General features: G+C 62.2%; 14 protein-coding genes. 3 read left to right on the top strand and 11 right to left on the bottom strand.

Annotated features, from left to right (window positions below; genetic code table 11):
* Positions 1-8 precede the first annotated feature (8 nt).
* A complete protein-coding gene (locus Q9451_RS00505; protein ID WP_012269917.1) occupies positions 9-779 on the top strand; it encodes a MetQ/NlpA family ABC transporter substrate-binding protein in 771 nt (256 codons plus the stop codon).
* A gap of 123 nt (positions 780-902) precedes the next feature.
* On the opposite strand, the gene Q9451_RS00500 is transcribed toward Q9451_RS00505, so the two are convergent.
* Genes Q9451_RS00500 through Q9451_RS00480 form a run of 5 tightly spaced genes read right to left on the bottom strand, consistent with a single transcriptional unit; the run spans position 903 to position 4,786 of the window.
* Complete coding sequence (locus Q9451_RS00500) at positions 903-1,535, bottom strand: SCO family protein (protein ID WP_012269916.1); 633 nt, start codon at positions 1,533-1,535, stop codon at positions 903-905.
* A complete protein-coding gene (cyoE, locus tag Q9451_RS00495; RefSeq protein WP_012269915.1) occupies positions 1,532-2,425 on the bottom strand; it encodes a heme o synthase in 894 nt (297 codons plus the stop codon). Before cyoE ends, Q9451_RS00500 begins: the two co-directional genes overlap by 4 nt.
* Entirely contained in the window at positions 2,410-3,489 is a 1,080-nt protein-coding gene (locus tag Q9451_RS00490; protein ID WP_012269914.1) for a COX15/CtaA family protein, read from the bottom strand. The genes cyoE and Q9451_RS00490 overlap by 16 nt, the downstream gene beginning before the upstream one ends.
* A 9-nt stretch (positions 3,490-3,498) precedes the next feature.
* The gene (locus tag Q9451_RS00485; RefSeq protein ID WP_012269913.1) at positions 3,499-4,080 is read right to left on the bottom strand and encodes a hypothetical protein; all 582 of its coding nucleotides are present in this window, start codon (positions 4,078-4,080) and stop codon (positions 3,499-3,501) included.
* Entirely contained in the window at positions 4,049-4,786 is a 738-nt protein-coding gene (locus Q9451_RS00480; RefSeq protein WP_012269912.1) for an SURF1 family protein, read from the bottom strand. The genes Q9451_RS00485 and Q9451_RS00480 overlap by 32 nt, the downstream gene beginning before the upstream one ends.
* Before the next feature lie 51 nt (positions 4,787-4,837).
* Here Q9451_RS00480 and Q9451_RS00475 point away from each other — a divergent pair, with 51 nt between their 5' ends.
* A complete protein-coding gene (locus tag Q9451_RS00475; RefSeq protein WP_003258925.1) occupies positions 4,838-5,041 on the top strand; it encodes a twin transmembrane helix small protein in 204 nt (67 codons plus the stop codon).
* A gap of 61 nt (positions 5,042-5,102) precedes the next feature.
* Here Q9451_RS00475 and Q9451_RS00470 read toward each other — a convergent pair whose 3' ends face one another.
* Genes Q9451_RS00470 through coxB form a run of 4 tightly spaced genes read right to left on the bottom strand, consistent with a single transcriptional unit; the run spans position 5,103 to position 9,344 of the window.
* Positions 5,103-5,990, bottom strand: a complete 888-nt coding sequence (locus Q9451_RS00470) for a cytochrome c oxidase subunit 3 (protein WP_012269911.1) — start codon at positions 5,988-5,990, stop codon at positions 5,103-5,105.
* Positions 5,991-6,006: 16 nt separating this feature from the next.
* Positions 6,007-6,573, bottom strand: coding sequence for a cytochrome c oxidase assembly protein (locus Q9451_RS00465; RefSeq protein ID WP_012269910.1), 567 nt, complete (start codon positions 6,571-6,573; stop codon positions 6,007-6,009).
* 10 nt (positions 6,574-6,583) lie between these two features.
* Positions 6,584-8,173, bottom strand: a complete 1,590-nt coding sequence (ctaD, locus tag Q9451_RS00460) for a cytochrome c oxidase subunit I (RefSeq protein ID WP_012269909.1) — start codon at positions 8,171-8,173, stop codon at positions 6,584-6,586.
* Positions 8,174-8,216: 43 nt separating this feature from the next.
* Positions 8,217-9,344 (bottom strand): cytochrome c oxidase subunit II, encoded by a 1,128-nt coding sequence (coxB, locus tag Q9451_RS00455; protein WP_012269908.1) that lies wholly within the window; start codon positions 9,342-9,344, stop codon positions 8,217-8,219.
* 369 nt (positions 9,345-9,713) lie between these two features.
* On the opposite strand from coxB, the gene Q9451_RS00450 reads away from it, so the two are divergent.
* Positions 9,714-10,355, top strand: coding sequence for a hypothetical protein (locus Q9451_RS00450; protein WP_012269907.1), 642 nt, complete (start codon positions 9,714-9,716; stop codon positions 10,353-10,355).
* Between the two features lie 132 nt (positions 10,356-10,487).
* Here Q9451_RS00450 and Q9451_RS00445 read toward each other — a convergent pair whose 3' ends face one another.
* Together Q9451_RS00445 and Q9451_RS00440 are read right to left on the bottom strand one after the other, a co-directional pair.
* Positions 10,488-12,020 carry a SulP family inorganic anion transporter gene (locus Q9451_RS00445; protein ID WP_012269906.1) on the bottom strand — a complete coding sequence of 511 codons (1,533 nt, stop codon included), beginning with the start codon at positions 12,018-12,020 and terminating at the stop codon, positions 10,488-10,490.
* Positions 12,021-12,212: 192 nt separating this feature from the next.
* Positions 12,213-12,932, bottom strand: coding sequence for a carbonic anhydrase (locus Q9451_RS00440; protein ID WP_012269905.1), 720 nt, complete (start codon positions 12,930-12,932; stop codon positions 12,213-12,215).
* Positions 12,933-13,112 lie beyond the last annotated feature (180 nt).

Below are 13,112 nucleotides of genomic sequence, written 5' to 3'. Positions count from 1 at the left end.
AGTGATCAATGAAGAAGCTGCTTGCTGTCGCTGCCGCTGTCGCGGCCTTCTCGGCCCACGCCGATACCCTGACCGTTGCCGCCACCCCGGTGCCGCACGCCGAGATCCTCAACTTCGTCAAACCGCAGTTGGCCAAAGAAGGCGTGGAGCTGAAGGTCAAGGAATTCACCGATTACATTCAGCCGAACGTGCAGGTGGCCGAAAAGCGCCTGGACGCCAACTTCTTCCAGCACCAGCCATACCTGGATGAGTTCAACAAGGCCAAGGGCACCAACCTGGTGAGCGTGGCGGGCGTGCACATCGAGCCGCTGGGCGTGTATTCGACCAAGATCAAGAAGCTGGACGAGCTGTCCTCCGGCGCTACCGTGGTCATCCCCAACGACGCCACCAACGGCGGCCGCGCCTTGCTGCTGCTGGACAAGGCCGGTGTGATCAAGCTCAAGGACAACAAGAACATCCTGTCCACCGTGAAGGATGTTGCCGAGAACCCGAAAAGCATCAAGTTCCGTGAGCTGGAAGCGGCCACCATCCCGCGTGTGCTGACCCAGGTCGATGCCGCCCTGATCAACACCAACTACGCGCTGGAAGCCAAGCTGAACCCGGAAAAAGACGCGCTGGCCATCGAAGGCAGCGACTCGCCTTACGTGAACATCCTGGTTGCCCGCCCGGACAACAAGGACTCGGAAGACATGAAGAAACTGGCAGCTGCACTGCACTCGCCAGAGGTGAAGCAATTCATCATCGAGAAGTACAAGGGCGCTGTGGTTCCAGCGTTCTGATCCGACACCCCTGGGGCCGCTTTGCGGCCCTTTCGCGACACAAGGCCGCTCCTACAAGAGACCGCGTACCCCTGTAGGAGCGGCCTTGTGTCGCGATAGGCCTGCGCAGCAGGCCCATCAATCTCAATCCCGCTTCACAAGCCCAGGCAACTGCGCCACCAGCTTCTGGTTGTTGAACGGCGCACGAATAAACCCGCGCTGACGCCCATCCGGCCCCACAACCGCCAGGTTGCCGCTGTGGTCCACGGTGTACCCCGGCTTGCTGGTATCCGCCGGTATGAACGGAATGCTCAAGGCATTGGCCAGCTTCTGGGTGTCTTCGATCGACCCCGCGACACCGACAAAGTCCTTGTCGAAATAGCCCAGGTACTGCTTCAGCTGGTTCGGCGTGTCGCGGTTCGGGTCCACACTCACCAGCACCACCTGCAGCCGGTCGACGGCTTCCTTGGGCAACTCGCTCTTCACCTGGCGCAACTGGGCCAGGGTGGTCGGGCAGATGTCCGGGCAGTAGGTGTAACCAAAGAACAGCAGCGACCATTTGCCCTTCAGGTCATCCAGCCGCACGGGCTGGCCGTCCTGGTTGGTCATTGTCACGTCGGCCACAGTGCGGCTCTGCGGCAGCAGGATGATGCCGGCGTCGATCAGCTCGGTGGGGTTGGGCTGGTCGCGACCATTGAGCACCTTGTTGACGGTCAGGCCCAGGATCAACGCGACCAGGGCAACGAGGATGAAGACGGTTTTCTGGGTTCGGGTCATAGGTTCAGCAACAGGTAGTGGTCAAGGAGCAACGCGATGAACAGCGCGAACAAGTAGGCGATAGAGTACTTGAAGGTGCCGATTGCCGCGTGCGGCCGGCTGCCACGGTACAACACCCAGGCCCATTGCAGGAAGCGCAGGCCCAAGACCAGGGCACAGGCCAGGTACAGCGGGCCGCTCATGTGGATGGCATACGGCAGCAGGCTTACCGCCAGCAGAATCAGCGTGTACAGCAAGATATGCAGCTTGGTGTAGCGCTCACCATGGGTCACCGGCAACATCGGGATATCGGCCTTGGCGTACTCCTCCTTGCGGTGGATGGCCAGCGCCCAGAAGTGCGGCGGGGTCCAGGCGAAGATGATCAGCACCAGCAGCAAGGGCTCAGCGCTGACATGGCCGCTTACCGCCACCCAACCAAGCAACGGCGGGGCGGCGCCGGCCAGGCCGCCGATGACGATGTTCTGTGGCGTGGCGCGCTTGAGAAAGCCGGTGTAGAGCACCGCATAGCCCAGTAGCGAGGCCAGGGTAAGCCAGGCCGTGAGGGCGTTGGTGAACGCCAGCAGCAGAGCCATGCCCAGCAGCGCCAGTGCCAGGGCGAACAGCAATGCCGGCAGCGGCTCGACCCGACCCTGGGCCAGCGGCCGCTTGTGGGTACGTGCCATCAGTGCATCGATGCGTCGGTCCACCACATGGTTGACCACCGCAGCGCCACCCGCGCACAAGCCGATCCCCAGGTTGCCGAACAGCAACACGCTCCAGCTCACACCCGCGCGGGTGGCCAGGAACATGCCTGCCAGCGAGGTGATCAGCATCAGCACCACCACCTTGGGCTTGGTCAGCTCCAGGTAATCGCGCCAGCTGGCCCGCCTTGCGCTCAGAAGCGTCGCCACGAATCGTTCCTCATGTGATGGGATATGCCCACGCCAGCCACAGGCCGCAGGCGCCAGCCATTGCCGACCCCCACGCGAACCCTGTCGACCACGCGAATGCGGTAATTCACCAGCACCATGCTCAGCAGCAGCATCGCGCCGCCGGCATTGTGCGCAACAGCCACCGCCAGTGGCAGGTGGAACACCACGTTGCTAATACCCAGGCCCACTTGCAGGGTCAGCGCCAGCAGCACCACCCGTGCCAGGCCGGGCAAGCCGCAGCGGTGCAACTTCCAGCTAAGCATCAGCAGCACGCAGGTCACCAGCAACGCGCCCAGCCGGTGGCTGATGTGGATGGCGGTGCGGGCATCACTGTCCAGTTGCCCGCCAAGGTAGTTTGGACCGACGTGCTGGGTCAGGTGGAAGCCATTGCTGAAGTCCGCCGCCGGCCACCATTGGCCATGGCAGGTCGGCAGGTCGATGCAGGCGACGGCTGCGTAGTTGGCACTCACCCAGCCACCCAGAGCAATCTGGCCGATCACCACCAGCAGGGCCAACGCAGCGAGCCGTCGCAAGCTCAGGGGCAGTTTTGGCAAGGGTGCAAAGGCCCGTGATAGACGCAGTGACAACAGGAACAGCAAGCTCAGCGTGGTAAAGCCCCCCAACAAATGCGCCGTGACCACTTGCGGCCACAACTTCAGGGTGACCGTCCACATGCCGAAGGCGGCCTGGGCCAACACCACACCCAGCAACAGCACGGGCAGGCGATAGGGCTGGCCATCGCGGGCATGCCGGCGCAGCGCCTGGAAAGCGAGCAGGGCGATTACCACGGCTAGAGTCCCGGCAAAGTAGCGGTGAACCATCTCGGCCCAACCCTTGGCAGCTTCCACCGGGTGCTCAGGAAAGTGCAGCTCGGCATGGGCCAGTTGCGCTTCGCTCTTGGGCACGCTGATGAAGCCATAGCAACCCGGCCAGTCGGGGCAGCCGAGGCCGGCATGGGTCAGCCGGGTATAGGCACCGAGCAGGACGACCAGCAGTGCCAGCAGGGTGGCGAACACAGCAAGGCGAAATCCGGGTCTGGCCATGGCAGGCTCCTAGCCGATATTGGACAGCTTGAGCAGGTGGCGCAGGTCATCCAGCACATGCTTGCCGTTGACCTTGCCGTCGTAGCGCAGCACCAGGTTGCCGTGCGGGTCGACAATCCACAGCTGCGGGCCGGGCTCGGCAACCTTCTGCTGGTAACGTTGCGCATCCAGCGGGTAGCGCTGCAGCTGCGGGTACTCGCGGCCGAGCAGCGCCTGGTAGTCGGCGCTCAGCGGCTGGGCAGCGGCCAGTGCATGGCTGGCGCGGCTGGCATCGCGGCCCAGGCCGACCTGAATCTGCCGGGCCAGGTACACCAGCCGCTGGCAGTCTTCGGCACAGGCCTGAGGCGCGCTGACCAGCAACTGCCAGCGCTCGTCCTCGCCGGCCACGCCAAGATCGGCACGGCTTTCCCCGTTGCCGATCATCGCGCCGTGGTAGCTGCGGCCTTCCGGTACCCAGAAGTTGAGTTTGTACATGCTGGTGGCCAGGATCATCGGCCCGAGCACTACCAGCAGAATCAGCAACAGCTGCAAACGCCCGCGGGCTCGGGGCTTGCTACGTTCAGGCAGGTCCAGTGGAGTGGCGGTGGCCATGGCGTTTCTCCTTGTTTTGGTGCCAGCCGAAATAGAGGTAGAGCAGAACCAGAGCGGTCGCCAGGGCGAACCACTGCACGGCGTAGCCCAGGTGTTTTTCCGGGCCCATGGCCACGACCGGCCAGTCCAGGCGATAGGTCGCCGGGCCGGGCTCCAGGCGCAGTTCGTGGGCGAAGCCTTCGCGGTCGAGCTGCGGCCATAGCTGCACGGCATCAATGGCGGTAAGCAAATGCGGCCATTGGCCGCCTTCAGGGTCGGGATGCAACTGGAAGGTGCTGCCGGGCGAGACATACACGGACGCGTCCAGCGCCAAGGCCTGGGACGGGGTTTCGAAATGCACCGGCACCCGGCGGTCCGGCCATGGCAGCCAACCGCGGTTGACCAGCAACCACAGGCCACTGGCCTGGTCATGGAAGGGTTGCAGCAGTTCGACACCGGCCTGGCCGTCACGCATGCGGTTGTCCAGCAGCAGGCTGTGCTCGGCATCGAAGCGGCCATACAAATGCACGCGGCGGAACGCGTTGTCGTCACTGGACGTCAGCTGGGCTGCGGCCAGCGGCGCCTCGACCCGTCGCTCGGCATAGCTGGCCAACAGCCCACGCTTTTCTTCGGCTCGGCCGAGTTGCCAGCAGCCAAGGGCAATCAGCCCCGGCAGCAGCGCAAGCACCACCAGGGTCGGTACCCAGCCTGGGCGAAACGGCCTCACGGGCGCCTCGCTATACTTATCCACATCACCGCATCCCCCCGGAGTAGCGCCATGCTCAAGGCCGCGATTGTCCTGATGCTGTTGGCCACGATTGCCAGCTTGTTCAGTGGCCTGGTGTTTCTGGTCAAGGACGATGAAAACTCAACTCGTCTGCTCAAGGCACTGACAGTGCGGGTGACCCTGGCGGCGCTGACCATTGGCCTGGTGGCCTGGGGCTTCATCAGCGGTCAGCTCGTGTCCCACGCCCCCTTCTGAAGTTTTCATCTGCCCCCTGTAGGCGCGGGCTTGCCCGCGCCTACAGGGTCTCTGTTTCCCTTCAAAGCACGTATACGAATATGAACAACCCCACCCACACCACATCGACGAAGTGCCAATACCAGCTGGCCGCTTCGAAGCCGAAGTGTTTCTCCGGGTTGAAGTGCCCACGCAAAATACGCACGAACATCACGATCAGGATGATCGTGCCCAAGGTCACGTGGGCGCCGTGAAACCCGGTGAGCATGAAGAACGTCGCGCCATAAATCCCCGAGCCCAGCGTCAGCCCCAGCTTGGTATAGGCCTCGTGGTATTCAAAGGCCTGCAAGGCGATGAAGCTGATACCCAGCACGATGGTCAGCGCCATCCAGAATTTCAGCGGCCCACGGTGGTCACGGCGCAAGGCGTGGTGGGCAAGGGTGATGGTCACACTGGAACTGACCAGCAAGATGGTGTTGATCAGTGGCAAGTGCCACGGGTCGATCACCTCCTTGGGCGGCGGGAACAGTTTCGGGTCGGGTGTGTGCAGCAGCGGCCAGGTGAATTCGAAGGTCGGCCACAGCATGTGCGCGACACCTTTGGCCCCTTCGCCGCCCAGCCATGGCCCTGCCAACACCCGCACGTAGAACAGCGCACCGAAGAAGGCCAGGAAGAACATCACCTCGGAGAAGATGAACCAGCTCATGCCCCAGCGAAACGAGCGGTCCAGCTGCGGGCTGTACAACCCGGCGCGGCTCTCTTTGACCACGGCCCCAAACCAACCGAACAACATGTAGGCCAGGAACAACGCGCCGATGAAGAAGATCAGCGGCCCATGCGAGTCCGGGTGGCCGGCCTTCATGTCGTTGAACCAGGTTCCCAGACCGAACACCGTGATGAACATGCCGATGGTGGCGATGATCGGCCACTTGCTCTGCGCCGGGACGTAGTAGTGCTCATGACTTGCCATTGCTGTTCTCCTTCCCTTAACGGGCGCCCTGGACGTCCTGGGCCGCAACATGCGCGACCGGCGGGTGGCGAGCGGTGATGTCGAACAAGGTGTAGGCCAGTGTCAGGTGCTTCACGCTGGCCGGCAGATCGCGGTCGACGATGAAGCGCACCGGCATCTCTATGCGTTCGCCGGGCTGCAGCACCTGCTGGGTAAAGCAGAAGCACTCGGTCTTGTGGAAGTACGCCGCGGCCTCGGCCGGGGTGATGCTGGGTATGGCCTGCGCGCTCATCGGCCGATCGGTCGGGTTATGCGCGACGAAGATCATCTGGTTCACCGCCCCTGGGTTCACCTCCAGCTGATCGGCCGTGGAATAGAAGTCCCAGACCATGTCGCTGGCGTTGGTCGACATGAACTGCACCCGCACCGAACGCGTCGGGTCGCTGACCTGGCTACCTTCGTACTGGCCACCCGTTTTGCCGTTGATGCCAAAGGCCTTGCACATCACGTCGTAGATCGGCACCAGGGCGAAACCGAAGGCGAACATCACCACCGTCAGCATCAGCAGGCGCGTTACCAGGCGTTTCAGCGACAGGCCGTTCATGGCTGATTTCCTATTTCACTTCCGGGGGTGTCTGGAAGGTGTGGTAGGGCGCAGGCGAAGGAATCGACCATTCCAGGCCCTCAGCGCCATCCCAAGGCTTGGCAGGCGCCGGCGCGCCCCCACGTATGCACTTGATGACAATGAACAGGAAGAAGATCTGCGTGGCGCCAAACATGAAGGCGCCGATCGACGACACCATGTTGAAGTCGGCGAACTGCAGGTTGTAGTCCGGGATGCGTCGCGGCATGCCGGCCAGCCCCACGAAGTGCATGGGGAAGAAGGCCATGTTCATGCCGATGAACGACAGCCAGAAGTGCAGCTTGCCGAGGGTTTCGTCGTACATGTGGCCGGTCCATTTCGGCAGCCAGTAGTAGGCCGATGCAAAGATGCCGAAAATTGCCCCTGGCACCAACACGTAGTGGAAATGCGCCACCACGAAGTAGGTGTCGTGGTACTGGAAGTCCGCCGGGGCAATCGCCAGCATCAGGCCGGAGAAACCGCCGATGGTGAACAGGATGACGAAGGCAATGGCGAACAGCATTGGCGTTTCGAAGGTGAGCGAGCCTTCCCACATGGTGCTGACCCAGTTGAACACCTTCACCCCGGTGGGCACGGCAATCAGCATGGTGGCGTACATGAAGAACAGCTCGCCGACCACCGGGATGCCGACCACGAACATATGGTGGGCCCAAACGATGAACGACAGAAAGGCGATGGCGCCGGTGGCATATACCATCGAGGTGTAGCCGAACAGCGGCTTGCGCGAAAACGCCGGGATGATCGAGCTGACCGCGCCGAAGGCCGGCAGGATCATGATGTACACCTCAGGGTGGCCGAAGAACCAGAACACATGCTGGAACAGCACCGGGTCACCGCCACCGGCGGCACTGAAGAAGCTGGTGCCGAAGTGGATGTCCATCAGCATCATGGTCACCACGCCGGCCAGTACCGGCATCACTGCAATCAGCAGGAACGCGGTAATCAGCCACGTCCAGACGAACAGCGGCATTTTCATCAGGGTCATGCCTGGGGCACGCAGGTTGAGGATGGTGGCGATCACGTTGATCGCCCCCATGATCGAGCTGATACCCATCAGGTGGATGGCGAAGATGAAGAAGGTGACGCTGGCTGGCGCATAGGTGGTAGACAGCGGGGCGTAGAACGTCCAGCCGAAGTTAGGCCCGCCACCCGGGCTGAACAGGGTCGAGACCAGCAGCAGGAAGGCCGCCGGCAGCAGCCAGAAGCTGAAGTTGTTCATCCGCGGCAAGGCCATGTCTGGCGCGCCGATCATCAATGGGATCATCCAGTTGGCCAGCCCGACGAAGGCCGGCATCACTGCACCGAACACCATGATCAGGCCATGCATGGTGGTCATCTGGTTGAAGAACGCCGGCTCAACGATCTGCAAGCCCGGCTGGAACAGCTCGGCGCGGATCACCATGGCGAACGAGCCACCAAGCAGGAACATCATGAAGGCGAACCACAGGTACATGGTGCCGATGTCCTTGTGGTTGGTGGTCAGCACCCAGCGCATCAGGCCCTTGGCCGGGCCGTGTGCATGCTCATGGCCGTGGGCGTGGTCGTCGATCACTGCACTCATGTCCTGTCTCCTGCAACCCATTGATTGCCGCGAGTAACCCGGTTCACTTGGCTTCTGCCTGCTTCAGCGCCAGCACGTCCTTCGGCGTGACCATGTCGCCTTTGTTGTTGCCCCAGGCATTGCGCTCGTAGGTGACCACAGCGGCGATGTCGACTTCCGACAGCTGCTTGCCGAAGGCCGCCATGGCCGTGCCGGGCTTGCCGTGGAAGACAATGCTCAAGTGGCCTTCCTTCGGCCCGGTGGCGATCTTCGAGCCCTTGAGTGCCGGGAACATCGGCGGCAGGCCTTGGCCTTCAGCCTGGTGACACGCCACGCAGGTGGTGTGGTAGATCTTGTCGCCACGTTCCACCAGCTCTTCCAGGGTCCATTCCTTGCTGGTCAGCTCCTTGAGCTTGGCGGCTTCGGCCTTGCGCTCGCCTAGCCAGGTGTCGTAATCGGCCTTGGACTTGACCTCGACCACCACCGGCATGAAGCCGTGGTCCTTGCCGCACAGCTCGGTGCATTGGCCACGGTAGATGCCGGGCTTCTCGATACGGGTCCAGGCTTCGTTGACGAAGCCGGGGATGGCGTCGCGCTTGACCGCGAAGGCCGGCACCCACCAGGAGTGGATGACGTCGGCAGCGGTCACCAGGAAACGCACCTTGGCACCCACCGGCAGCACCAGCGGCTGATCGACTTCAAGCAGGTAATGCTCGTCCTTGGGGGCTTTGTTGTGAATCTGATCGGCGGGCGTGGCCAGGTTGCTGAAGAACTCCACGTCCTGGCCCAGGTATTTGTAGTGCCACTTCCACTGGTAGCCGGTGACCTGAATGTCGATGTCCGACTCGCTGGCGTCGTAGATGTCGATCAGGGTCTTGGTGGCCGGGATGGCCATGACCACCAGGATCAGGAAGGGCACCACGGTCCAGAGGATTTCCACCCAGGTATGCTCGTGGAAATGCGCGGCCTGCTGGCCGGTGGAGCGGCGGTGGATGACCATCGACCAGAACATCGCGCCAAACACCACGATGCCGATGATCACGCAGATCCAGAAGATGGTCATGTGCAGGTCGAAGACGGCGTTGGAGACCTCCGTCGCCCCTGGGTGCATGTTCACGGTCCAGGCGGCGTTGGCCTGACCAAAAACCGACCACAACAGGAGGCCCATCCAGACATGTGGATGTCGCATCATTGCGGGTTCCCCTTCTAATTCTTGTTGTCCCGGAGGCGTGGCCTGCGGCAAGAGGGAACGGCGGTCAAGACTGCCTGGCTTCGACGACCGAGCCCCTGCTAAAAGCAGTCGGGCCTCATCAACGAATCACGTTCAACGGGAGTATAGACAGCGACCAATGGCACGCAATGAAGCCTGTGAAATGAACCTCACGAAATAGGCAAATGGCCTGAAAACCGCGAGGTTGATAGGGTGTGGCGAAATAATGGCATTTCGATATGCCTGAGAGCGCACACGTTTGCGGGATTTATAACAAATACGTCTTAGGTATTCTGTATACCGAGCTAATTTAGTGTCTTCCGTTTGAAACGTAATGTCCCTGGAGTTGTCATGAACATCGCTGCTGTACGCGAGCAGGTAAGCCAAGCCCATCAACATGAAGGCCAGACCGGCCAATTGAAACAGCGTCTCGAGCTGCAACTGCCCCACCTGCACCCCTCGATCCAACTGCCTGAGCAGGACGCCCAGGGTACTTTGGCGCGCTTCGTCAGCGCCTACATCGACCAGGTTCCGGAATTGCTGGAGGCCGCGCATGAGGTCGCCCGCGAAGCCGGGATCGAATCGCAGATCAAACCGGTACTGAAAATTGCCGAAGCCTACTTCCTGCAACCGCCCAGTGTGATGCAAGGGCATGTAGGCCTGGACTGCCTGCTGGATGAGGCTTACCTGGCACACCGTCTGGTGGAGGAAGTGAATGACCTGTACATCCGCCACTTCCAGCAGCCGCTGATCCCGGTCGACACCACCGTCGCCAACCTGATTGCCCACCAGTTGATTGGCGAGAGCTTTGCCAACCAGCTGGATGAGGTGGTGCATCACTCGGTTGACGAAATGCTCGATGACGAGAGCTTTGCGGTGGAATCGGTGGAGGCTTATCGCGAGAAGCTGAGCAGCCCTGCAACTGGCGAGGCGTGGAAGCGCTGGCCGTGCCTGTCGCGACAGCTGGGTGTGGAGCTGGGCCAACCGGCCTGATCCTCCTGTACCGGCCTCTTCGCGGGCACGCCCGATCCCACAGGGACCGCACAGGCTTTGAATGCTGTGCAGTACCCTGTGGGAGCGGGTTTACCCGCGAAGAGGCCAGTTCAGACAACAGAGATTTCAGCTTCAGGCCCCAATCCCCGCCGTAGTCCGCAACCTCCCCTCGATCCGCCGCTTCAACCGCCGCTGCTCGATCAGCAGCCGCGACCCATTCGCCCCATTACTGCGGTTCCAGTCTTCCAGCAACTCAAGGCACGAGTGGTCGATGTAGCTCAGGTTACCCAACGGCACGTGCAACGTAGTGCCCGCCGGTACGGTATCCAGCACCTGGGTCAGCGCCGGCACCTTCAGGAACGTCGCCGCACCACTGAGCCGCAGCTCCATATCCCCAGCTTTCTCCAGGCTGACCAGGTTGATCTTCAGCCGCGCCGCCTTGAACGCCAGCTTCAGCAGGGTCAGGGCAAAACCCAGCATCACGCCGGTCAGCAGGTCGGTGAAAATGATCGCCAGCGCCGTCACCGCATAGGTGAACATCGGCATGCGGCCATAACGGCCCAGCCCACGAAACGCCTTGAAATCGACCAGCTTGACCCCGGTGTACACCAGCACACCCGCCAGGCTCGCCACCGGAATCTGCTGCAGCACGCTGCTCAGCGCCACCACGAAAGCCAACAGCCAAAGGCCATGGAATATCGCGGAGGCCCGCGTCTGCGCCCCCGCCTGCACGTTGGCCGAGCTGCGCACGATTACCCCGGTCATCGGCAAAGCACCCAGCGCCCCGCAAAGCATGTTGCCGATGCCCTGGGCTGACAGCTCGCGGTCGAAGTCCGAACGCTGGCCACTGTGCATGCGGTCAACCGCTGCGGCCGACAGCAAGGTTTCGGCGCTGGCGATGAACGCCAGGGCAAAGGCAGCGACCAGCAGGGTAGGGTCGGCGAGTTGCATCAGGTCATCTGGGCGAATCCAGTCAATGGCCTCGGACAGGTCTGCCGGCACTTGTACGCGGTTCACCGGCAAGGCCAGCCACAGGCTGATGGCGGTCATGCTCGCCACACCGAGCAAGGCACCCGGCACGAAGCGCAGCCGCTGCGGCCGAAGGCGCTCCCAGCCCCACATGATGGCGATGGTGCCGAGGCCCAGCGCACCGGCCATCCAGCCAGCGCCTGCGCGTTCCTGTGGCAGGGCTGCGGCAACGGTGGACGGGAATGTCAGCAGGTTCTGCAACCCGGAAGGCTGCGGCGCCGTATCGAACATCACATGCACCTGCGACAGCACGATCAGCACCCCAATCCCCGCCAACATGCCATACACCACCGCCGGCGCGGTGACGCGGAACCAGCAGCCCAGGCGCAAACGCCCAGCCAGCAACTGCAGCAGGCCGGCCAGCAGCAGGATCGGCCCAAGCATGGGCATGCCATGTTGGCGCACCAGCTCGAACACCAGTACTGCCAGGCCTGCGGCCGGTCCACTGACCTGCAGCGGTGATCCAGCCAGAAAACCGACGACAATGCCGCCGATAATGCCGGTAATCAGGCCTTTGGCCGGCGGCATACCCGAGGCGATCGCAATGCCCATGCACAATGGCAGCGCCACCAGGAAGACCACCACCGACGCCAGCAACTCACGCGGCAGGGCCGCTTTCAACTGTGTAATGTTCACCGTGTTTCTCCTTTCTCTAGTCGCACGGCCATTCCTCTGGCCGTGGGCACGTTTGCCCCTGACGAGCGCGCAGGCGCGGGCCGCCAGCGGGTTTGCCGGCAGGGCAGTCAGGGATTTCAAGGCAGCCGAAGGCCGCGCCACACCCCTACAGGATGCAGCCGGCTATCAAGGTTCTAGCGGTGGATGGGTCGCTTAGTAGCGGCCTCTCGGAGTGGCGCAGGGGACCGGCTCGCCGGCGGCCAGGGGCAGGAAGCTGTCGCTGGCGGCGTCATAGGCTTCGATCCTGCTGGTCTCAATGTCGTAGACCCAGCCATGAATGTACAGCTGGCCAGCGGCCAGACGCGAGGCCACCGAAGGGTGGGTACGCAGGTGGTGCAGCTGGGCGATGACGTTTTCCTTGGTCAGCACCTGCATCGTTTCGTGTTCACTGCCGCACGAGCAGTTGTTCTCGACCACGGTGCGAGCCACTTCGGCATGGCGCAACCAGGCCCCGACTGTCGGCATCTTGTCCAGCGAGTGCGGGTTGAGTACAGCACGCATGGCGCCACAGTCGGAGTGACCGCAAATGATGATGTGGTGCACTTTCAGCGCAAGTACGGCGTACTCGATCGCGCTGGAAACACCGCCATTCATCTGGCCATAAGGCGGTACCACGTTGCCCACGTTACGGGTCACGAACAGGTCGCCTGGCGAGCTCTGGGTGATCAGCTCGGGGACAATGCGCGAGTCTGCACAGGTAATGAACATGGCGCGCGGTGTTTGCGCGGTGGCAAGCTTCTTGAACAGCTCTTGCTGATCAGGGAAGACATCATGGTGAAAGCGCAGGAAGCCGTCGACGATGTGCTTCAGGGCAGCATCGGCGCTTTCCGCGGGGACCTGCGGTACGACCTTGGATGGGTCCTTGACGGGCATGATTCATCCTCTTGACGGTGTGTAGGTAAATCCATTTTACCGGTGAAAGATTCTGGCTATGCAGGGATTTAGATGACACGCACAGGCCATAGATCACAGTCGGTGTGGACTGATTTCCTACGCTAGCGGGGAAAACTTAACTGAAACTTAATTCGAAGGCTCTAGAACGGGTGTTCCAGA

This window comes from Pseudomonas sp. NY8896 (assembly GCF_039634505.1).
Note: the sequence above shows the minus strand (reverse complement) of the source record. Positions and strands in the feature narration are given on the sequence as shown.

Bases quoted from the DNA above. Each gene is read 5' to 3' on its own strand.
- Q9451_RS00500 (WP_012269916.1), bottom strand. From the start codon at position 1,535: ATGACCCGAACCCAGAAAACCGTCTTCATCCTCGTTGCCCTGGTCGCG.
- Q9451_RS00490 (WP_012269914.1), bottom strand. From the start codon at position 3,489: ATGGCCAGACCCGGATTTCGCCTTGCTGTGTTCGCCACCCTGCTGGCA.
- Q9451_RS00465 (WP_012269910.1), bottom strand. From the start codon at position 6,573: ATGAACGGCCTGTCGCTGAAACGCCTGGTAACGCGCCTGCTGATGCTG.
- ctaD (WP_012269909.1), bottom strand. From the start codon at position 8,173: ATGAGTGCAGTGATCGACGACCACGCCCACGGCCATGAGCATGCACAC.
- Q9451_RS00485 (WP_012269913.1), bottom strand. From the start codon at position 4,080: ATGGCCACCGCCACTCCACTGGACCTGCCTGAACGTAGCAAGCCCCGA.
- coxB (WP_012269908.1), bottom strand. From the start codon at position 9,344: ATGATGCGACATCCACATGTCTGGATGGGCCTCCTGTTGTGGTCGGTT.
- Q9451_RS00475 (WP_003258925.1), top strand. From the start codon at position 4,838: ATGCTCAAGGCCGCGATTGTCCTGATGCTGTTGGCCACGATTGCCAGC.
- Q9451_RS00505 (WP_012269917.1), top strand. From the start codon at position 9: ATGAAGAAGCTGCTTGCTGTCGCTGCCGCTGTCGCGGCCTTCTCGGCC.
- Q9451_RS00440 (WP_012269905.1), bottom strand. From the start codon at position 12,932: ATGCCCGTCAAGGACCCATCCAAGGTCGTACCGCAGGTCCCCGCGGAA.
- Q9451_RS00470 (WP_012269911.1), bottom strand. From the start codon at position 5,990: ATGGCAAGTCATGAGCACTACTACGTCCCGGCGCAGAGCAAGTGGCCG.
- Q9451_RS00450 (WP_012269907.1), top strand. From the start codon at position 9,714: ATGAACATCGCTGCTGTACGCGAGCAGGTAAGCCAAGCCCATCAACAT.